Below are 20,501 nucleotides of genomic sequence, written 5' to 3'. Positions count from 1 at the left end.
GGCCGAACGGGTCTGGAGTGGCTTGCTACGGAGCCTGGAGCGAAGCAAGGAACTCGTCGGTTCTCCTGACTGCGTCGCGATCGTAGGTGCTGACGCTCGCGAGAACCTCAGAGGCACCGGTTCGCTCGAGAAGGTCGGTGATTGAGTCCGCCACCTGATCCGGGGTGCCGGCGATCGCCGCGGCCATCGCGTCGTTCACCGCTTTGACCTTCTTTGCGCTGCTCGAGTCACTGAGCAGCCGACGCACCTCTTCGACGGGTTGGAGCGCGCGGAACTCTCCGACATCCCGTGAGTCCGCGAACGCCCAGGCTTCGGGCAGCAGCAGGTCGCGGGCACGTTCCGCGGTCTCCGCGACGGCGATGTCCACCGACACCATCAGGTAGGGAGCGGGCGCCGTCGGGCTCGGACGGAAATCCTCGAAGTACGCGGCCAGTCTCTCCGGGGCACGAAGAACCGGCCCTCCGACCACCGCCGGAAGTCCCAGCTCTGCGGCGAGGGACAATCCGCCCTGGACGGCCAGCAGGAAAACCGGCGGAGGTCCGACACTGGGCCGGGCGGTGATCCCGGCCCGTCCACTCAGGTACCGCTGGATCTGCTCGACGTCAGCCGGGTACTCGCCCTCGCGCAGGGCGGTGCGCCCGAGCGCACGCCGGATCGGAGCGGTGAAGCCGAGCGAGCCGCCCAACCCCAGGTCGATTCTTCCGGGGGAGAGCGCCTCAAGCAGCAGCGCCTGCTCGGCGATCACCAGCGGACTGTGGTTGGGAACCATGATCCCGCCCGTGCCGAGGCGGATGCTGCGGGTGCGGGCACCGATCGCCGCGAGCAACACAGCGGGAGCCGCGCTGGCGATGCCTGGAACCGCGTGATGCTCAGCGGTCCAGAACCGGTGCAAACCAAGTTCTTCCGCACGTACTGCCCTCTCGACAGTCGTCGCGATCGTCTCCGCGTCGGACTCGCCACTGCGCGTCCGCGACCGGTCAAGCAGAGAGACACGCATCAGCCATGAGCCCCTTCGTTCGGTGACGGCTCGCCACAGCCTCCCACGACCACAGCGTCACGGAGTGGTACCCGGCCCTCATGCGGGCGTGCTCGATCCTCGCCGACCACAGCGACTCCGTGGGAGAAGTGGGCGCCGGACCGCCTCCTATGGGACCTCGGTCCGGTCCCTGACCTGAACCTTCCCTGCCCTGCGCCCGAAGCCGGCGAAGGGCTACGAGCAAGCGGAATCCTCGCTACGGTAACGGCATGTTCCGCGGACTCGAATCCTTCATCCCGAACCTGTACCCCCGGCGCGACGAGCCCGCCCTGTTCACGGTCAGGGTGGAGCTCGCGCACACTTCACCCCCGCTGTGGCGGCGCCTGGAGCTGGCCTCCGACCTCTACCTGGACGAAGTGCACGACATCCTCCAAGCCGTGTTCGCCTGGGACGACGACCACCTGCACAAGTTCGGCAAGGGCGGCAAGCGCTTCTACGACCGCGATACGGCGCACTTCCTGTCCCCCTACGACCTGGAGGAAGGGGAAACCGGTCTCGCCGAGGACCAGGTCCGCCTCGACGAGGTCCTCGAACGCAAGGCGGACCGGCTCTTCTACCTGTACGACTTCGGGAACTGCTGGGAACACGTGCTCACGCTCCAGAAGACCGCCGCGCTGTCCGACGGCACCCCTCGGGCCAGATGCACCGACGGCCGCCGCCCCGCACCGGTCGAGGGCTGCGGAGGGGTAGGCGGCTACGACTTCTGGGACGCGGTCAACAGCCCCGACCACCCCCACCACGAGGGGGCACTGGCCGATTTCCACGCCCACCGCGACGAGGGCGAGGACCCCACCTACTGGAAGCCCGTCCCCTTCAACCAAGCGGCGGTCAACAAGGACCTCGAGCGCCTGTTCCCCGAACCAGGTCCGGCCAAGGAACAGCGGACCCCCGACGGGCCGGGCCAGGGAACACGACTGCCCGGCCCTGTGGCGGATCTGCTCGTCGACGCCTCCTTCTTCGGTGCGGAGGGCGAGTTGACCGCCATGGTGGAGCGGGCCGGACTCGACACCCCCGTGGAGGTCGACGAGGGCACAGCGCGCCGCATGGTGGCCCCCTACGCCTGGCTGCTCGACCACGCGGGGGCCGAGGGGGTACCGCTGACCCAGGCCGGATACCTCAAGCCCCCCAGCGTCGAGGGGGCCGCGGACGTGCTCGGCCTCCGGGAGACCTGGATCGGCAAGCTCAACCGCGAGGAGCAGACCGTGCCCGTCCGCGTCCTTCGGGAGACGGCGCAGCGGATGAAACTGGTCCGCCGTTACCGGGGGCGTCTGATGGTGACTCCGGACGGCCGGAAGGCGGCCACCGGCCCGGTCGCCCTGTGGACCCACCTGGCCGAGCGGATGCCGGTGGACGAGCTCCGTTCCGGGAGCTCGCACGGCGGGTTGCTGTTGCTGCTCGCGGTAGCGGGAGGAGAGGGCGACGTGCTCACCGCCGTGGGCCGGGCCCTCAGCGCGCTCGGGTGGAGGAACCTGCAACCCGAAGACAAGTCCGTGGTACGCGGCGCGGTGCTCGACCTGGTCCGCGACTCCCACGACGTGCTCTCCTTCCTCGGCGCCCTGGACGGTAGGGGACGCGACGCCCGCCCGACCGCCGAAGGAAAGCTGTTGGCCCGAGCCGCGCTCCAGACCTGGCCCCGACAGGCCTGACCGCCCGTCGCCCGCCGCCTTGAGCGCGGTGCGCGGACTCCGACGAGCGCAGTTCGTAGAAGCGGGTAACAACCGCCGGGCCGAGTCGCTACCGTCTAGGTATGAACCGCGTCTATGCCTTGCGTGAGCACCTGCGAACCCTCCCGGTCGAACGCGTCGCGGACGCCCTGCGCACCCTCCCCGAGAGGCTTCGCGGTTCGGAACCGATCCGCCTCTCCCACAGCCTTTCCGAGCTCATGCACCGACCCGGGGCAGTGGACACACTCACCCAGCCCCAAGGCGAACTCCTCAAGGTGGCGGCCGAACTCTCCGTAACCGACCCCAGGGAATACGGGTACGATCCCGGAATGTCCACGGCACTGCGGGCCATCGGGCACGGGGAGCCCCTGACCGTGGACTGGCTGCGGGTCATGGAAGTGCTGGACCTGCCCAGTGACGAGGCTCGGCGGGCGGCGGAGGCGGCCATCGCTGAACTCTCCGCCCAGGCCCTCACCTGGCCCACCGGCCAAGGTGACCACCACCTGGCCACCGGACTGGTGGAGCAGTTCGGAAGCAGCCGGATACGGCCGCCCCGCGTCTCGGAAGCACTCGACACCTGCTACAACGTCCCCGAGGTACGCCGGGTGGCGTTGGCCCTGGGGGTGGACCCCACACGCAGGCGCCACGAGGTGCAGCAGGACGTCGTCGCCGCCCTGACCGATCCCAGCAGGCTCCGGGATCTGTTCGACGCGGCCCCTTCCGGCGCGAAGGACATGATGAAGGCACTCGCGGCCGAAGAGAAACTCCTGGCCACCCGCTGCTTCGTCGGCGGCCCGCCCTTCGAGGCCAAGTTCCGCTTCCGCGAGGAAGGGTCGGGCGACCCCGACACCGATTGGCTCGCCGAGCGCGGGCTCGTCGTCCCGCACCCGTACAAGCGGGACCTGGCGATGGTGCCCCAGGAGATCGACGAATACCTCAAAGAGCGCACCCCGAGGCCGTTCACCCCGCGCCCGCCCGAGCTCGACCGGGTACCCGTGGACGAGACCCTGGTGCGCGACGAAGGCCGGGCCGCACTGCTCGGATTCCTGGGCGCCGTGGACCGGCTGGTGGCAGAGGTCGTCCGCGCCCCGCTGACCATGCGCAAGAGCGGCGGAATCACCGCGCGCGACCAGAAACGCATCGCCGACGCACTGGGGCAGCCACGGGAACACACCTTCCTGTGGATCGAACTCGCCCACCGGGCCGGGGCCCTCGTGCCGACCGAGCGGACCCTCACCGCGGACCAACCCGACAGCGCCTGGTTCCGAGCCGGACCTGCGGAGCGGCTGACCGCCCTGCTCCGCGCCTGGACGGAACTGCCCGTCGTCGCCACCCCGCGGCCAGAGCGGGAAGCGTCCGTACCGGCAGAAGAAGAGGAACCGGGCGTCGCCCCGTTCCGCACCGGCATGCTCCTGGCCCTGGCGGACCTGCCCGAGGGATACGGGACGGGGATCAGCGGGCAGGCAGAGGTGGGGAAGCTGGCCAGGACGAAGATCCCGTCACTCAGCCCGCTGTGGTCGTTGGTCCGTGCCGCAACCTGGTACCGCGACGCGGGCATCCTCGTCGCGGACGATATGGTGCCCTCCGCTCACCTCGTACGCGAAGCCGAACGCGTGGGGGTGATCGCCCACGGGGCGCTCACCCCGATCGGACGGGCCCTGACCGGCACGAACGCGGCGCTGACCGAAGCCTTGAACACCCTGCTGCCCGAGGTGCAGGACACCGTCCGTTTCCAGGGGGACCTGACCGCCACGGTCATGGGGACCCCGGCGACCCGGCTGGAGCAGCTCCTGTCCACCGTCGCCGACCGGGAAGGTGACGGGTACGCGAGTGTGTGGCGCCTATCCGTCGCCTCCGTGGGCCGCGCCCTGGACGAGGGGTACACCGGCGACCGAATCCTCGGGGAGTTGTCCGAGGTGGCCGCGGACGGCGCCCTGCCCCAGACCTTGGAATACCTGGTCAAGGACACCGCTCGCACCCACGGGCGGATCCGGGTGGCGGCCGCGGCCAGCTGTGTGCGGTGCGCGGACCCGGCCCTGGCCCGGGAGATGGTGGCGGACCGGTCCCTGCGCAACCTGCGTCCGCGCCTGATCGCCGACACCGTCCTGATCAGTGCGAAATCAGCGAAAGAGACGGTCGCTTCGCTGCGGAGCGCGGGTTACATGCCCGTTCGGGAGGACGGGAGCGGGGATACCGTCATCGAGCGCGGTCGTTTCACGGGAGGAACGGGCGTGGACAGGCAGGTCGGTGCCCCACTGCCGTATCTGGTCCAGCAGCAGGACCTGGAAGCTTGTGCCCGGCGCCTGACGGACCACCCCTGACCGGAGTCTCCCCGCCCCGGATGGCCTCGTCGACAGCCGAGACTTCATTGTTAGCTATGTTTACACTCAAAGTGTGTACTATGTGTTGCACGGTGCCGTCGTGGGCTTCAATGGTCAGGACGGTGCTGTGAACCTCCGGGTTTACCTGGCTGTGGAGGTCCGCTCAACGACAGGACGTTGGTCCTGAACCCGGCCCGCTCCCGGGCGTCTCCGACCGCAGTCCTACTTCCCCCATCACACTTCGAAGGGTTCGGTATGGAGTTCGAAGAGACGATCGCCGCGCTCAGCGCCAAGGTGCAGAAGCAGCGCGAGGTGATCCAGACCGAGGAAGCGGCGAAGAACGCCTTCGTCATGCCGTTCATCGCCACCGTGCTCGGCTACGACGTCTTCGATCCGCACGAGGTGGTGCCCGAGTTCACCGCCGACGTCGGCGTGAAGAGGGGGGAGAAGGTCGACTACGTCATCATGCACGACGACGAGGTGCAGATCCTCGTCGAGTGCAAGAAGATCGACGGCGGCCTGAAGGCGGAGCACGCCTCGCAGCTCTACCGGTACTTCTCGGTCACCAAGGCGCGGATCGCGATCCTCACCAACGGGGCGGAGTACCAGTTCTACACCGACCTCGACTCCTCGAACCTCATGGACCCCAAGCCGTTCATGGTGCTCGACCTCAACGACGTCGACGAGAGCCTCCTCCCGGAACTGCGCAAGCTCACGAAGGCCTCCTTCGACCTCACCTCGGTGATCGACGCCGCGGAGAAACTCAAGTACCTCGGCGCGCTCAAGCGCACGCTGGCGGATCAGTTCCACGAGCCCGACGACGACTGGGTGAAGTTCCTCGCCGGCCGCGTCTACGACAAGTCCTTCACCAAGCGGGCGCGGGAGCAGTTCACACCGCTCGTCCAGGAAGCCGCCAACGCCTTCCTCGACGACCAGGTCAACGCCCGCCTGAAGAACGCCCTGGAATCGACGCGTCCACAGGTCGAGGCGGAGCCCGTCGACAGCGGGGAAGCGGCGGAGGAGGACGCGGAGTCCGACTCGGGTATCGAGACCACCCTGGAGGAGCTGGAGGGCTTCCAGGTGGTCAAGGCGATCGCGTGCAGCGAGATCAAACCCCAGCGGATCGCACACCGCGACTCCAAGAGCTACTTCGCGATCCTGTTCGACGACAACAACCGCAAGCCGATCGCGCGCCTGCACTTCAACGCCAAGTCGAAGAAGTACCTGGGCACCTTCGACGCCGACAAGAACGAGACCCGCCACCCGGTGGACTCGGTCGACGAGATCTACCACCACGCGGAAACCATCCGCGAGACGGTACGCAACTACCTGGACTGACACCCGAGCGACCTGGGATGGCAGCGGCCGTGCCCGTAGGATCGGGGCATGGGCGATGACGTGGAGGACCTGGTCAGGGGCCTCGATACGCACATTGGCGAGATCGTCGACCTGCTGCGCGAGCTCGCGGCCGATGCCGTCCCTGAAGCGGTCGAGGAGCCCGACCCCTCGGCCAGGCTGATCGGCTTCACCTACAAGCCCGGCACGTACAAGCACCTGGTTGCCGCGATCGCCGTGCACAGCGGGCACGTGAACCTCATGCTCGCAAGGGGCGCCGAACTCACCGACCTCGATCCGGGCGGTCTGCTGGAGGGCACCGGCAAGAAGGCGCGGCACATCAAGTTCCGCACCACTGCGGACGTCCACCGGCCCGGCATCCGCGCGCTGCTCGTGGAGGCCGCCGTCCGCACCCCGCGTCCCTGAGCAACGCTCCCACCCGTGCCCGGCCGCCACTACTACTTGCTGCTGCTCTTCCGGCGCTGCCCGCCCTTGGCGAACACGGCGGAGAGCAGGCCCGCGAGCGCGAAGAGCAGGACCACGACCAGCATCCCCGTTTCGTCGGGTGAGTAGTACCGCTGCACCTGTTGACCGCCTTCCGCCCAAGCAGCCAGGAAGATGTAGGGGATCTCCTGAACCGTCTGCGTGTAGTGCGAGAGCGCGGCGGTGGCCCCGGCCGCGATCGCGACGGCGAGGACACCGAGCACAGCCCCGACCGCGGCCCCGCACACCGCACGAATGAGCACGTTCCTCTCCCTTCGGTTGCGTACACGGGTCTGACTGTGCCGATCCGGTTCTGGTTCCCGCCGATGGCCGCGGGCTGCTCCTGCGCCGGATCAGGACGGGACGTCCGAAGGAGCGACCGGCTCCTCCGGCGGCAGTCCGAGCGTCGCCGCGGCGTGGGCCACCCAGGCGGCGGCGTAGGACTCGGCGGAGACGTCTCCGGGGACGTGGCCGATGAGCGCGTCGAGGATCGGATAGTAGGTCAGCGATCCCATGAGGACGGCCGCGGTGGCGCGCGGGTCGGCCACGTGGATCCTGCCCTGCGCGGACTCCGCGCGCAGCCAGTCGGAGAGGCCGGTGTAGACGGCCGCGACGATGTCGGCCCAGATCTCCTCCAGGAGGTCGGGGACACCGTCGAGGTCGCGGAGGATGATGCGGAGCAGCTCGCGGTCGCGCTCGATGCCCCGCCAGGTCTCGTCCACGATCAGGCGCAGCGCGTCGTGGGGGTTCTCCGGGAGCTCCCGCTCGAAACTGCTTCTACCGTTGCTGAGGGTTCGGCTGTGCCCGCGCACCACCGCGTCCAGCAGGGTCCGCTTGGACTGGAAGTGCTTGTAGAGCGCCCCGGACCCGGGGGTCAGCCCGCAGGCGACCTGGATGTCGGCGACGCTCGTGGCCTTGTAGCCCTTGGCGGCGAAGAGGCGGGCGGCCTCGGTGATGAACCGATCGCGGCTTGTCGAGGACCGGGGGCTTGTTGACTCCATGGTGAGAGAGTACTCTCTCACCATGGTTACCGCGCAAGCCACCGAGACCGTCCGGTGCGCTCCGGACGATCTCCTGCAGCTGGTCATGGACATAGAGCGCTACCAGCACGTGGACGACAAGATCCGCCCCGTCCACTGGGCCAGGCGCCAGGGCAACGTCACCGAGTTCAAGTGCCGCCCCACGCTCGGCGGCCTTCCCACGCCGACCCCGGTCATCCAGCTCATCGAACTCACGCCGGGTGAACGCGTCGACATCTCGCTCGCACCCGCCCCGCGGAACCGGATCGCGCGGGCGATGGCGGACTTCCACGCGAGCTTCGTCTGCCGTGAGGTCCCCGGCGGCACCGAGGTCACCCGGACACTGGACTTCACCTTCCCGGCGGCAGTCCGCTGGTTCTACGAACCCCTTCTGCGCAGTCGGCTGCAGAGGGAGGTCGCCGGGGAGCTCTCCCGGGCCAAACGCCACCTGGAGGAGGGGAACGTACGGGAGCCTTGAGCGACCGAGCCGCGGCGCTCGTCATCGCGGCGGTCGACGCGGCCAGCGATCGCTGGTGTCCGTACTGGCGGCCACGGGGGCGGAAGCGTGCGGCCCGCACATGGGTCGGGCCGGTGAGCTGGCGATGATCACCTTCCGGCGTGTCAGAGGGTTGACCTCGTTTGGGAGATCCAATAGGTTCACTCAGAGAACAAATGTTCGCATTCCGCACGAATTGGGTTATGCGCAACCGGACACGGTGGCACCGTGCCCGCACCGAGTGGCTCGGCACCCTGACCCCCGACGGTGACCGTGCCAGAGGGCGCGAACGTGTCGGCTGGCCGCGGCCCCCGTTGACAGAAAGCCGAGCCCCACATGGCACCCAAGACCACACCGCCATTCCGCGCAGACCACGTCGGCAGCCTGCTGCGGCCCGAACGGCTACTCAAGGCGCGCACCGAGCACGCCGCGGGCAACATCGACGACGCGGAGCTCCGGGCCGTCGAGGACGACTCCATCCGCGACGTCGTGCGCATGCAGGAAGAGGTCGGGCTCCAGTCGGCCACCGATGGGGAGCACCGCCGCGGGTCCTGGCACATGGACTTCATCTACCAGCTCGGCGGGATCTCCAAGGTCAAGGACGAACTCAAGGTCACCTTCCACAACGAGAAGGAGGACATCGAGTTCACCCCCTCCGGGCTGCGGGTCACCGAACGCATCCGGTCCGAGCACACCATCTTCGGGGACGCCTTCGCCTTCCTGCGGGAGACCGTCACGCGCAACACCCCGAAGCTGACCATCCCCTCGCCGAGCATGGTCCACTACCGGGGCGGCTCGGCCGCCATCGACCCCGGGGTCTACCCCGACCAGGAACAGTTCTGGGCGGACCTGTCGGCGGCCTACGCCGATCAGGTGCGCGCCCTCGGTGAGTTGGGCTGCACCTACCTGCAGCTGGACGACACCAGCCTCGCCTACCTCAACGACCCCTCACAGCGCAGCATGATCGACGAGCGCGGCGACAACGGCGACCAGCTGCACACCCGCTACATCCGCCAGTTCAACGCCGCACTGGCCAACCGGCCGACCGGCATGAACGTCACCACCCACATGTGCCGCGGCAACTTCCGCTCGTCGTGGGTGGCCAGCGGCGGCTACGACCACGTGGCCGAGGAGCTCTTCAACGAGCTGGACGTGGACGGCTTCTTCCTGGAGTTCGACGACGAGCGCTCCGGCGGATTCGAACCCCTGCGCTTCGTCCCCGAAGGCAAGTACGTGGTCCTGGGCCTGGTCACCACCAAGAAGGGCGAGCTGGAGAGCAAGGACGGGCTCAAGCGCCGCATCGAGGAGGCCGCCCGCCACGTGCCGCTGGAGCAGCTGTGCCTGTCGCCCCAGTGCGGCTTCTCCTCGACCTTCGAGGGCAACGACCTGACCTACGACGAGCAGGTGGCCAAGCTGCGCCTGATCGTGGAGACCGCCGAAGAGGTCTGGGGCTAGTCGACAGCCGCCCTCCCACGGGATGAGGCCGTGTGCGTGAGGAGTAGCCCGGGACAGCACCCATGGGCTACCTTGAGCGGGAGTGACACGGGGTGCCCGGAACCGAATTCCCGGGCTGAGATGACACCCGTCGAACCTGATCCAGGTAACGCTGGCGAAGGGATGTCCGCACACGGCCGGTGGCATCGGTGGCCGAGGGGATCGCCTTCGCCCATGTCAGAAAGGCCACCGATGAGCTCCTCCCGTACCGCGCTCCCCATCGACCAGCAGACCGTCGTCGTCACCGGCGGGGCCCGGGGTCTCGGCTCCCACCTCTCTCAGGCCTTCCTGGGCCAAGGCGCCCGCGTGGTGGTCAACTACCTCCACAGCGCCGACGCCGCCGAAGAACTCGCCGCCGCCCACCCCGACCGCGCCCTGGCCGTGCAGGCCGACGTCCGCGACCCCGGACAGGTCACCGCGATGGTCCAAGCCGCCCAGGACCACTTCGGCACCCCGGTCACCACAGTCGTCAACAACGCGCTCGCCGACTTCACCTTCAACGGCGACGCCCGGCCCCACGCCGACACCCTCACTCCCGAACACCTCGACCAGCAGTTCAGCGGAACCGTCCACGGTGCCCTGAACACCGTCCGGGCCGCCCTCGCCTCCATGCGCGGCCAGGAGTTCGGCCGGGTGATCAACGTGGGCACCAACCTGTTCCAGCACCCGGTCGTCCCCTACCACGACTACACCGCGGCCAAGGCGGCCCTGCTGTCGCTGACCCGCACGCTCGCCCACGACCTGGGCCCCGACGGCATCACCGTCAACATGGTCTCCGGCGGCCTGCTGCGCACCACCGACGCCAGCTCCGCCACCCCCGACGAGGTGTTCGACATGATCGCCTCCACCACCCCGCTGCGCCGGGTCACCACCCCGGCCGAGTTCGCCGACGCGGCCCTGTACTTCGCCTCCCCATGGGCGCGCGCGGTCACCGGCCAGAACCTCGTCGTCGACGGCGGGCTGGTGATGAACTGATGGACGCCCCCACCGACCGCCAGATGCACATCAACCTGTTCATCTTCGGCTGCGGCCACCACAAGGCCGCCTGGCGCCACTCCGACTCGCCCGCCGAACGGGTCGGCGACATCACCTACTTCGAGGAACTGGCCCGCACCGCCGAACGCGGGCGCCTGGACGCGGTGTTCTTCGCCGACGGCCACGCCGCGGGCAACGTCGCCGGCGGCCCGTGGTGGTTCCTCGAGCCCCTGACCGCCCTGTCGGCCATGAGCCGGGCCACCAGCCGCATCGGGCTGGTCAGCACCGTGTCCAGCACGTTCTACACCCCCTTCCACGCCGCACGCCTGCTGGCCTCCCTGGACCACATCAGCGGGGGACGGATCGGCTGGAACGTGGTGACGTCCATGTTCGACACCGAGGCCCGCAACCACGGGTACGAGCAGATGCCCGCGCACCAGGAGCGCTACGAGCGCGCCGAGGAGTTCGTGCAGGCGGTACTGGGGCTGTGGGACTCCTGGAGCGACAAGGCCATCCACTACGACCGGGGCGGCGTCTTCGCCGACCCGGACCTGGTGCGCCCCATCAACCACCAGGGCCAGCACTTCCAGGTCGACGGTCCGCTGAACGTGCCGCGCCCGGTCCAGGGCAACCCGGTGCTGTTCCAAGCGGGCTCGTCGGAGCAGGGCCGCACGCTGGCGTCCCGCCGCGCGGAGGCCATCTACTCCGTGGCCTACGACCTGCCCAGCGCCCAGGCCTACTACAGCGACGTCAAAGCCCGGATCCGCCGGGCCGGCCGCGACCCCCGGTCCGTCGGGATCATGCCCGGGCTGGTCACCTACGTCGGCTCCACCGAGCAGGAGGCCAGAGCCAAGCAGCGCGAACTCGATGAACTGCTGCCGACCGAGGAGTCGCTGCAGCAACTGGGCCTGTTCACCGAACAGGACTGCGGCGACTGGGAGCTGGACGCCCCCGTTCCCGACCTGCCGCCACTGGAGGAGTTCACCGGCCCCAAGGGCCGCTACGAGACCATCCTGCGCATCATCAGCTCCGAGCAGCCCACGGTACGGCAGCTGCTCGGGCGGCTGGCCGCCGGCGGCGGACACTGCACCATGGTCGGAACCCCCGAGCAGATCGCCGACCGGATGACCGAGTGGTACGAGAACGGCGGCGCTGACGGGTTCAACCTCATGCCGCCGTCCCTGCCGGGCGGGATCGAGGACTTCGTGGACCACGTGGTGCCCGTCCTGCAGAAGCGCGGGCTGTTCCGGAGGGACTACGAGTCCGACACGCTCCGGGGCCATTTGGGCCTGGATCGACCGCCGTCACCGCACTGAGTCGGGGGACGCACTGAGTCATGGGAGGTCCGCACCGGGTACGGGCGGGCCTCCCACCGCTCTCGCGATCGCGGTACCCAGCGCCGGGCCTCCCACCGCCTGGGACCGGGCGCGGTCGGCAGTACGCCGCCCCCGCGCTCCCAAAGCCCGACGGCTCACATGATCGCGGCAGGGAATTCAGGTGAGGTCCACACTCACCATCGCCTTGTCTGGCACAGATGTGTGAACCGGTCTGCCTCGGAGATGGCCCTCGAGCTTCTGGAACTGGGATTCCCAGTAGCCGGGACTGGTCAGATACAGCCGTCGGGCCTGCGGCACGATGGCGGGAATCACGACCTGGGTCACTTCTTCATCGGTGCCCATGCGGCCCCGGCCCTGCTTCTCCGTGTCCAGCCGCAGCAGGTAGAGGTGGCCCAGGTCGTCCTCCAGCCTCGAGAAACCCTCCCAGTGCAGACAGGAGACCTGCCCCTCCGTTTTATGGGGTCGGGGCAGCTTGATCCTCGACGTGATCAGGGTGGTCTGGGAACCGTGCGCGATGCCGCGCACCGAGATGGGAAATCTCGACTCACCACTCACCGCCCGGGGGCGAAGCTTCTCTCGGGCCGTGTGCACCGGGGCCGGAAACTCGGCGTTCAGAGCGGCCACCAGCTCCGCCAGTACTGCGCCGACCGCCTCCTCCGGGCGGTGGCGCGCCACCCAGGAGAAGAGGTCTTGCGTGATTCGATGCTCGATCAACGCGCCCAGGGTCCGGTATCGGCCGTACCTACACAGGGCCGCTGCCCTTTCCACCAGGCTCTCGTCCTGGAAGAGAGCAGCCAGGTGGTCGCTGAGCTCTTCCTCGTCACCGAACCCTAGTTGGGGGTGCCAACCGATGTGCGCGGCGCGCTGCGCGAAGAGCACTCCGGGATCGTTCACGGTTCCCGGGGCATCGCTCTGCCAGGGGTGGTAAGTGAGCGGGTGACACAACTCGGCCCATTCGTACTCCAACGCGGTTCGGGCACAGGAGTCCCCGAGCTCGTGGACCAGCCAACAAGTCGGCTTCGCGTGATCCGGCCGTCGTCGTAGAGCGGACAGGGCTGACCGCAGGACCGGCTCTTTGAGTGAGGGTGGGGCGAACGCGTCGGGCAGGCGGCTGAGCGCCCTGATCGTTTCGTTGGACTTGTCCTCGAAGACGTTGGATGCCATGCCGATCTCCTCACCGCCTGCCCTCTTCTGAACCTCAGGAATTCACGTCAGCTTGAGAGTTTCTCGCCCCTCGATGGCGGAACCAGGGAAGAGAATTTCAGACGCCAAGCTTGCCCAGAGCCCCAGGGCACGGCAAAGTCAGGTCGTTAGGGGGGCTGAGCTGGCGGTTCTCGTCACGGAGCTTGCGACGGTTCGCCTCGGTGATGTTGTCTAACCCGGCCGCCCAGATCAGCCCGATCGCGGTGTTACGCAAGGTGGCCAAGACTGGGGAGCGTTGCCCGTGCGGCCTTGGGAGAGGCACGCGGCCCCGACAGGACGCAGTAGGACGGTCCCACCGCCGTAGCGCTTCTCGGGACCGGGCGACTACGGAGGGGAGCACCTTTCCTACTGCATAGCGTCGGGGTGCTCTTTGTCGATGAAGGAGAGCTCCGCACTCAAACCCCGCCCTCGGTGGTCTGCTTGACCAGCTCCAGATCGGCCGGCCGCGGACGTCGGAACCTGCCGCCCTGGGCCGTGTACTCGTCGCCGTGGTCCTTCAAGTACTTGGCGAACAGCGGGCACACGGGGACCACGGTGAGGTTCCGGCGAACGCTGTCGGCCAGCGCCTCACGCAGCAGGAGCCCGCCCAGGCCCCGCCCGCCGAACTCCGAATCAACCTCGGTGTGGAAGAAGACGCGCTCGCCGTCAGTCTCCGGGGGATCGACGAAGTCCGCGCGGCCGGCGAGGGTGCCGTCGTCCAGACTCACGGTGTAGGCGCTGATGGTGCGCGTCTCGTCAAGTTCGACGTGGACGACGGCACCGGTCTTGTCGGTCTGCGGCTCGGTCATGGCAACGACCTCTCTGTGCGGCGGTACTCGGCTCGGTCGGCGGCGGACACAGTGGTGCCCGGCCCGGGGGAGTGCCCGTCCGGACGCTCCTGCGGCTGTCAGTCCTGGAAGCGCGCGTGGGGCGGCGGGTTCTTCCGCGGCCGCATTCTCACCTGCGGCAGCTCCGGGGCGGGGATCCTCCCCATCCCGTCCCTGTTCCTACCCGGGCCGCCGTGTCCCACGTACCCCTCGACGTGGCCGAACCGGTCGCCGTGGTTCTGCCACTCCTCCCGGTACTGCCGGATCTCCTCCGTCGAGCGGCCCAGGAAGTTCCACCACATGACGACCTCCTCGCCGAAGGGGGCACCGCCCAGGAACACGAGCCGGGCCGGTCCGTCGCCGCCGTTGGCGATACGCAGCGACCGGGTTCCGACCCCGGTGTAACCCACGGCGTCCTCGGGCACGTGCACGCCCTCGAGGGTGACGGCCTCGCCCGTGTCCACCAGGAGGCCGTGCTCGAACCCGGGCTCGACCGCGAGGTCCAGGGCCGCGCCGGGATCGAGCCTGATCTCGGCGCCCACCAGCGGCGTGTACATGCTGACCGGCGCCTCCGACCCCAGCAGCGAACCGAGGAACACCAAAGCGGAACCCCCGTCGAACCCGACCGGTTCGGGGACGAAGTGCTCGAAGTCGCGGCCCGGCCTGTGGCGTGCCTCCTCCGGGAGGGCGATCCAGAGCTGCACGCCATGGAGCCGGCCGGTGTCCGGTGTGGAGGTCTCCGAGTGGCAGATGCCCGCCCCCGCCGTCATCAGGTTCATCTCCCCGGGAAGTACGTGGGCACTGTGGCCTCCGGAGTCGATGTGGGCGACGGTGCCCTCGAACAGCCAGCTGAGCGTCTGCAGCCCCGTGTGCGGGTGCGGGGCCACGTCCATGCCGCCGGTGGCTGCCACCTCGTCCGGCCCGTAGTGGTCGACGAAGCACCACGCGCCGATCAGCGAACGCTGCCGCTGCGGCAGGGTGCGGCGCACGTTCATCGCGCGCGGCCCGCCCAGCGGAACGGCGCGGGCGGTGATGATCTCGACCGCGGCCCCGCCCTCGCACTCGGCCCACGGCCCCGGCAGGCCGCCGTCGGCGCACACGTGGGTGGCCGGGTTCGCCTCAGTATTGGTCATCGGGGTGTTCCTTCCGCCGCAGGCGTGACAGGGACGGTTGTGAGGCTGATGTCTCTCCTCCAGGCCGACAGGTTCTGGAGCGTCCGAAGCTCCACCCGTACAGAACCCAAAGGTACGCGCTGCGGCTGCCAGCGGGTGAAGGCCCCGGCACGGGGAACTGCGGCCAATGCTCCGACTCCGCCTCGGGTAGTGGCAACTGCGGCTGTGGCCTCACCGGCCCCGGAAAGGCCCGGGCCCCCGGACTCTCGGGTCCGAGCGAGCGACCCGTGCCGCCGGGCGGTGTGACCGACGCGATTGGCGGGTCAGATACACCCGGGGGTATGGTGGGGGCTGCGGGCCGAAAGGAGACCAGTATGAAGCCTGAAATGGTGGGCGACGCCATCACGCGACTCAAGCGTGCCCAAGGTCAACTCTCCGGTGTCATCTCGATGATGGAGGAGGGTGAGGACTGCACCACGGTCCTCCAGCAGTTGGCCGCGGTCTCCCGTGCCCTGGACCGGGCCGGGTTCAAGATCGTCGCGAGCGGAATGCGGCACTGCAACGCGGCGCGTGAGGAGGGGGAGGAGCCCGAACTCACCGAGGAGGAGCTGGAGAAGCTGTTCCTGGCCCTGGCCTGAGGACCCGGGGCGCCGACCGCGAGGTGGGCGCCCACGCTTCGACTTCGTACAAGGTGCCCTTGTCCTCGACACGGGTGAACCCGCGTCTTCTGGATACTCCCCCCAGTATGTGACTCAGTCGCTTCGGGCGCCATGTCCTCGCCGAATCCACGGCACACGTCTACCCGATGCATACTCCCCGGGGTACCCCACCAAAATCCGCCATCACCGAACCCACGACGAAAGGTAGAGCCACATGAGAAACCACGGCATCGACGTGCCCGCTGTGCGCGACCTGCTCGAAACCGATCCGCACACCCTGTTCGTCGACGTGCGCACCCCCGCCGAGTACGAGAGCTCCCACATCGCAGGGGCGATCAACCTGCCCCTGGTGCGAGTGGACGCCCACCTGGAACGCATCGCCGCCGACGCCGGGGGCCGCCTCGTCCTGGTCTGCCAGTCGGGAAGCCGGGCCGGGCAGTGCCAGGACAAGCTGGCCTCGGCGGGCCTGAACGACACAGTCGTACTGAACGGGGGTATGAACGCCTGGGAAGCCCAGGGCGCCCCCGTCGTACACGGCCGGAAACGCTGGGCCCTGGAGCGCCAGGTCCGGCTGGTGGCCGGCGGCATCGTCCTGACCTCCGTGCTCACCTCCCTGGTGTGGCCCCCGGCGGTCGCGGTCGCCGGGCTCGTCGGCGCCGGGCTGGCCTTCGCCGCCGTCACCAACACCTGCGCCATGGGCATGGCCCTGTCCCGCCTGCCCTACAACCAGCCCCGCAACGACGTCGACATCGAGGACTCCCTTGCCCGGATCGGCGCCCGCGGGTGAGTGGTGTGCACAGGGCCGAATTCTGTCCTCTGGATACTCCCCGGAGTATCTGACCTGCGGTGGCACTCCGCACCGGACACATCGATCAAGGAGAAAACATGCTGCTGGAACGCCTCTACGACAACGACCTCGCCCAAGCGGGCTACTTCATCGGCTGCCAGGCCAGGGGAGAGGCCGTCGTGGTCGACGCTCGCCGGGACATCGACGACTACCTCGACCTGGCACGCGAACACGGCATGCGGATCGTGGCCGTCACCGAGACCCACATCCACGCCGACTACCTCTCCGGCACCCGCGAACTCGCCGCCGCGACCGGCGCCACCGTGTACGTCTCCGGCGAGGGCGGCCAGGACTGGCAGTACGGCTTCGACGCCGAACGGCTCCTGGACGGCGGCACCGTCACGATCGGCAACATCACCCTCCGGGCGCGCCACACCCCCGGACATACCCCCGAACACCTGTCGTTCCTGGTCACCGACGGGGCATTCAGCCAGGACCCGGGCTACATGCTCTCCGGCGACTTCGTCTTCGCCGGAGACCTGGGCCGTCCCGACCTGCTCGACGAGGCCGCCGGAGGGACCGACACCCGGTTCGAGGGCGCCCGGCAGCTGTTCACCAGCCTGCGGGACACCTTCCTGGCGCTGCCCGACCACGTCCAGGTCCTTCCCGGCCACGGCGCGGGAAGCGCCTGCGGCAAGGGTCTCGGCGCGCTCCCGGCCACCACGGTCGGATACGAGCGGCTCAACGCCTGGTGGGCCCGGTACCTGCGCGACGACGACATGGACGGCTTCGTCGGGGAACTGCTCGACGGACAACCCGACGCCCACGCCTACTTCGCGCGGATGAAGCGCCAGAACAAGGAGGGGCCGCAGGTCCTGGGCCCACTGACCGCGCCGCCCGAACTCTCGAATGAGGAGATCCGGCAGTCCCTGACCGAAGACGAGGTCGTCCTCGCCGACACCCGGCCCCACACCGACGTGCACCGGGGCACCGCGGCCGGGGCGCTGAACATCCCGGGTCCGGCCAAGACTGCGGCCTTCGGAGCCTGGGCCTACGACCCGGAGACCGAAACCCGCCCCCTGGTGCTCCTCACACCCGACGGACACGCGGCCCGTCGGGTGCGCGACCACCTGTTGCGCGTGGGCATCGACCGCGTGGCCGGCTACACCACCACCATGGAGGGCCTGCCGACGACCGTGCCACCGCGCATCACCCCGGCGGAACTGGCCGACTCCGACGCCGCGCTCGTCCTGGACGTGCGCAACAAGTCCGAGCACGCGGCGGGGCACATCCCCGGCTCCCGGCAGCTCAGCGCCGGACGGGTCCTGTGGAACCTCGACACCCTGCCGACCGATAGCGCCATCGTGACCTACTGCCAGACCGGCGCCCGCAACTCCGTTGCCGCCAGTGCCCTGCGCCGCGCCGGATACGACGTCGCCGAACTCGACGGCGGCTACGCGGCCTGGGTCGCGTGGCAGCAGGGCCGGGACGGTTCGGCAGTGGTTCCCCAGTAGAGGCCGCCACCGGCTGAGCACGCCGCGCCGAAGTCGAGCCCCACCACCCGTCGGCCACGCCTGCGTGGCCGGACCTCGGAAGAAGAGCCGTCAATGGAGTTTCACCTCGTCCTCGTTCTTGGTCTCGCCATGGTGGTGGGGCTCGCGCTCGGACTGCTCGGAGGCGGTGGTTCCATCCTGATGGTCCCGTTGCTGACCTACGTCGCGGGCATGGAACCGAAGGAAGCCATCGCCGCGTCCCTGTTCGTCGTGGGTGTCACCTCACTGGTCAGCACACTCGCGCATACACGCTCGGGGAACGTCCGATGGCGCACCGGCCTGGTCTTCGGAACCGCGGGCATGGCGGGGGCCTTCATGGGAGGCCTGGCAGGCGGACACCTCCCCGGCACCCTGCTGATGATCGCCTTCGCCCTCATGATGGTCGCCACCGCTGCGGCCATGCTCCGAGCACACGGCACGTCCCCCGAAGGGAAGGAACCGGGAAGGAGACACGGAACCCTGTCCTTCTGGCGGATCGTGGTCGACGGCCTGGTGGTCGGGACGGTCACCGGACTCGTCGGAGCGGGCGGAGGGTTCCTCGTCGTGCCCGCCCTGGTCCTGCTCGGCGGACTGCCCATGCCTTTGGCGGTGGGGACCTCTCTGCTGGTGATCGCGATGAAGTCCTTCGCCGGATTCACCGGATACCTGACGACCGTGAGCCCGGACTGGGCACTGGTGGCCGCGGTCACCGCCGTCGCGGTCGCCGGGTCGCTGGTCGGCGCGCTCGCGAGCTCCCGGGTGCCGGAGGCCGCCCTACGCAAGGGCTTCGGGGTCCTCGTGCTCATCATGGGGGTCTTCGTACTCATCCAGGAGCTCCCCGCGCAGGTCAGCCTTGGCCTGGCGGTCATCATGGCCGGACTTGCAGGATTGGTCCTGCTGTGCCGCCTGATCGGCCCCTACTGCCCGCTGCCGCCGCCCCTGCGCCCGCAGGCCTGACAGAGCCCAGCAAGACCGGGGACTCGGGCCAGTCCGGCGCGTGGTCGTGCACGATGGACCCATGCCGTTCGCCGCAGTCCTCGTCTCAACCGCGCTTGTGGCGCGATACCGAGCTGTCGACCGTGAGAGTGTCGGTTCCGCGCTTGTCGACACACCACGTCACCTGGATACATTGGCAGCCGACATCGGAGAACACGGGATCCTGACACCGCTTCGCCTCGGGTTCAACGAGGAGTTCGGCGCGCTCGACGGAAATCATCGAATCGCCGTGGCTCTTCGGCTCGGTCTGGAGTCCGTTCCCGTCGCCCTGCTCAGAGAACCGCTTTCCCCTCGACCCCACCACGCACAGCCCATGCTTCCCGACGACTTGGTCGTCCTTCAGGAATCCTTGAGGGCTGTCCACACTTCATGAAGCAGCCCTTGTAGTCCAAAGAAGGAAGGGCTTCCGAAGATCAGCTCCGGTGAGACGGAGTTCCTCGCCGGGCCAGGTTTACCGACATTGACTGGGAAAGACAACGGCCGCCGGTGAAACGGTCTCCGGGAAAGGGAATGAATTGAAGTAAGGGGGGATTATTGGGTCAGAGAAACAGTCAGTCCGGGGAAGGTCGCCCCGGATCATGGCGGTCATGGCGGGTTCCCTCCTTTCCCGCCGCGTGATTGTGGCCGTCTCCGCTGCGCGCGTCAAGGTCGTCGCCGTCGAGCGCTTCGCGCGTCAACGGCGCTCCACCTTGACCCGCTCCGCTACGACGGCGGGTTGGCGGCTATCGGGAAAGGGGGAAGGGTGGTCGAGGTCTGAGCGGAAATACTCGGGCTCCGCCCGATAACTGCGTCGGCCTGGCGGCCGATGCCTGCCACTCCACCGGAGCGTTGACGGGTCGGGTGTCGCGGCTGGTCAATGTGTGCGGCGGACCCCGAACAGCGCGGCCTTCGGCCGGGTGGGCCACTCCGCCGGAGTGTTGACGCCTGGCGGTGTCGCGGCCGGTCAAGGTGCGCGGCGAAAACCCCGATGATCTTGCTCCTGTCTCCACCCTCGGCCGTCAAGAATGGCGACAGAAGCAAGATCATTCCCAATCGGGCGCGCATATGCCCGCTTTGCCTAAGAATGCACACAAGGCTGGTCGCTCCTTTCCCGGTGGCTTCTTCCCAGAGGAGGGAAATGGGCTCTTCCCAGATGAAGGTGTAGGTCGGCCGGGCGCGTCGGTCCGCAGATAGACGTCGAGGTCTCCCGACGATGGAGGTTCCTACGCCATCCATCCGAAAGACCTCGACGTGCCCGACGCTACCC

Annotated in this window: 19 protein-coding genes and 1 riboswitch; of the genes, 13 read left to right on the top strand and 6 right to left on the bottom strand. The window is 68.7% G+C overall.

The window, feature by feature from the left end; translation table 11 throughout:
- Window positions 1-25 precede the first annotated feature (25 nt).
- On the bottom strand, window positions 26-997 hold the full coding sequence (locus ACYVD1_RS21055) for an MsnO8 family LLM class oxidoreductase (protein ID WP_460775540.1): 972 nt from the start codon (window positions 995-997) through the stop codon (window positions 26-28).
- A 248-nt stretch (window positions 998-1,245) separates the two neighbouring features.
- Between ACYVD1_RS21055 and ACYVD1_RS21050 the strand changes: the two genes are divergently transcribed.
- The 4 genes from ACYVD1_RS21050 to ACYVD1_RS21035 all read left to right on the top strand — a co-directional run bounded on the left by ACYVD1_RS21050 (window position 1,246) and on the right by ACYVD1_RS21035 (window position 6,782).
- Entirely contained in the window at window positions 1,246-2,682 is a 1,437-nt protein-coding gene (locus tag ACYVD1_RS21050) for a plasmid pRiA4b ORF-3 family protein (protein WP_460775536.1), read from the top strand.
- Window positions 2,683-2,783: 101 nt separating this feature from the next.
- A complete protein-coding gene (locus ACYVD1_RS21045; RefSeq protein ID WP_460775534.1) occupies window positions 2,784-5,021 on the top strand; it encodes a helicase-associated domain-containing protein in 2,238 nt (745 codons plus the stop codon).
- Window positions 5,022-5,276: 255 nt separating this feature from the next.
- The gene (locus ACYVD1_RS21040; protein ID WP_460775531.1) at window positions 5,277-6,359 is read left to right on the top strand and encodes a type I restriction endonuclease; all 1,083 of its coding nucleotides are present in this window, start codon (window positions 5,277-5,279) and stop codon (window positions 6,357-6,359) included.
- A gap of 48 nt (window positions 6,360-6,407) precedes the next feature.
- Window positions 6,408-6,782 (top strand): DUF1801 domain-containing protein, encoded by a 375-nt coding sequence (locus tag ACYVD1_RS21035; RefSeq protein WP_460775528.1) that lies wholly within the window; start codon window positions 6,408-6,410, stop codon window positions 6,780-6,782.
- 32 nt (window positions 6,783-6,814) lie between these two features.
- Here ACYVD1_RS21035 and ACYVD1_RS21030 read toward each other — a convergent pair whose 3' ends face one another.
- Window positions 6,815-7,102, bottom strand: a complete 288-nt coding sequence (locus ACYVD1_RS21030) for a hypothetical protein (RefSeq protein ID WP_460775526.1) — start codon at window positions 7,100-7,102, stop codon at window positions 6,815-6,817.
- Between the two features lie 90 nt (window positions 7,103-7,192).
- Entirely contained in the window at window positions 7,193-7,840 is a 648-nt protein-coding gene (locus tag ACYVD1_RS21025) for a TetR/AcrR family transcriptional regulator (RefSeq protein WP_460775522.1), read from the bottom strand.
- A gap of 22 nt (window positions 7,841-7,862) precedes the next feature.
- Here ACYVD1_RS21025 and ACYVD1_RS21020 point away from each other — a divergent pair, with 22 nt between their 5' ends.
- The 4 genes from ACYVD1_RS21020 to ACYVD1_RS21005 all read left to right on the top strand — a co-directional run bounded on the left by ACYVD1_RS21020 (window position 7,863) and on the right by ACYVD1_RS21005 (window position 12,139).
- The gene (locus tag ACYVD1_RS21020) at window positions 7,863-8,336 is read left to right on the top strand and encodes an SRPBCC family protein (protein WP_460775520.1); all 474 of its coding nucleotides are present in this window, start codon (window positions 7,863-7,865) and stop codon (window positions 8,334-8,336) included.
- Between the two features lie 354 nt (window positions 8,337-8,690).
- Window positions 8,691-9,809, top strand: coding sequence for a 5-methyltetrahydropteroyltriglutamate--homocysteine S-methyltransferase (locus ACYVD1_RS21015; RefSeq protein ID WP_460775516.1), 1,119 nt, complete (start codon window positions 8,691-8,693; stop codon window positions 9,807-9,809).
- Window positions 9,810-9,887: 78 nt separating this feature from the next.
- Window positions 9,888-9,989, top strand: a riboswitch (TPP riboswitch).
- A 51-nt stretch (window positions 9,990-10,040) separates the two neighbouring features.
- The gene (locus ACYVD1_RS21010; protein ID WP_460775512.1) at window positions 10,041-10,823 is read left to right on the top strand and encodes a 3-oxoacyl-ACP reductase; all 783 of its coding nucleotides are present in this window, start codon (window positions 10,041-10,043) and stop codon (window positions 10,821-10,823) included.
- Window positions 10,823-12,139 carry an LLM class flavin-dependent oxidoreductase gene (locus tag ACYVD1_RS21005; RefSeq protein ID WP_460775508.1) on the top strand — a complete coding sequence of 439 codons (1,317 nt, stop codon included), beginning with the start codon at window positions 10,823-10,825 and terminating at the stop codon, window positions 12,137-12,139. Before ACYVD1_RS21010 ends, ACYVD1_RS21005 begins: the two co-directional genes overlap by 1 nt.
- Window positions 12,140-12,316: 177 nt before the next feature.
- Here the strand turns inward: ACYVD1_RS21005 and ACYVD1_RS21000 are convergent, their stop codons facing one another.
- The 3 genes from ACYVD1_RS21000 to ACYVD1_RS20990 all read right to left on the bottom strand — a co-directional run bounded on the left by ACYVD1_RS21000 (window position 12,317) and on the right by ACYVD1_RS20990 (window position 15,302).
- A complete protein-coding gene (locus ACYVD1_RS21000) occupies window positions 12,317-13,324 on the bottom strand; it encodes a hypothetical protein (protein ID WP_460775505.1) in 1,008 nt (335 codons plus the stop codon).
- A 434-nt stretch (window positions 13,325-13,758) separates the two neighbouring features.
- Window positions 13,759-14,151 carry an N-acetyltransferase gene (locus tag ACYVD1_RS20995; protein ID WP_460775503.1) on the bottom strand — a complete coding sequence of 131 codons (393 nt, stop codon included), beginning with the start codon at window positions 14,149-14,151 and terminating at the stop codon, window positions 13,759-13,761.
- 98 nt (window positions 14,152-14,249) lie between these two features.
- Window positions 14,250-15,302: a pirin family protein gene (locus ACYVD1_RS20990; protein ID WP_460775500.1), complete on the bottom strand. Its 1,053-nt coding sequence runs from the start codon at window positions 15,300-15,302 to the stop codon at window positions 14,250-14,252.
- A gap of 365 nt (window positions 15,303-15,667) precedes the next feature.
- Here ACYVD1_RS20990 and ACYVD1_RS20985 point away from each other — a divergent pair, with 365 nt between their 5' ends.
- From ACYVD1_RS20985 to ACYVD1_RS20965, 5 genes are all read left to right on the top strand, one after another.
- Complete coding sequence (locus ACYVD1_RS20985; protein ID WP_460775605.1) at window positions 15,668-15,919, top strand: metal-sensitive transcriptional regulator; 252 nt, start codon at window positions 15,668-15,670, stop codon at window positions 15,917-15,919.
- A 235-nt stretch (window positions 15,920-16,154) separates the two neighbouring features.
- Window positions 16,155-16,727 (top strand): rhodanese-like domain-containing protein, encoded by a 573-nt coding sequence (locus tag ACYVD1_RS20980; RefSeq protein ID WP_460775497.1) that lies wholly within the window; start codon window positions 16,155-16,157, stop codon window positions 16,725-16,727.
- A gap of 98 nt (window positions 16,728-16,825) precedes the next feature.
- The gene (locus tag ACYVD1_RS20975) at window positions 16,826-18,241 is read left to right on the top strand and encodes an MBL fold metallo-hydrolase (protein WP_460775494.1); all 1,416 of its coding nucleotides are present in this window, start codon (window positions 16,826-16,828) and stop codon (window positions 18,239-18,241) included.
- Between the two features lie 93 nt (window positions 18,242-18,334).
- On the top strand, window positions 18,335-19,216 hold the full coding sequence (locus ACYVD1_RS20970; RefSeq protein ID WP_460775490.1) for a sulfite exporter TauE/SafE family protein: 882 nt from the start codon (window positions 18,335-18,337) through the stop codon (window positions 19,214-19,216).
- Window positions 19,217-19,277: 61 nt separating this feature from the next.
- Window positions 19,278-19,628: a ParB N-terminal domain-containing protein gene (locus tag ACYVD1_RS20965; protein ID WP_460775487.1), complete on the top strand. Its 351-nt coding sequence runs from the start codon at window positions 19,278-19,280 to the stop codon at window positions 19,626-19,628.
- The last annotated feature ends 873 nt before the right edge of the window (window positions 19,629-20,501 follow it).

This window comes from Nocardiopsis nanhaiensis, from assembly GCF_054778635.1.
The sequence above is the reverse complement of the archived record's forward strand: the minus strand, read 5'-3'. Positions and strand labels throughout refer to the sequence as shown.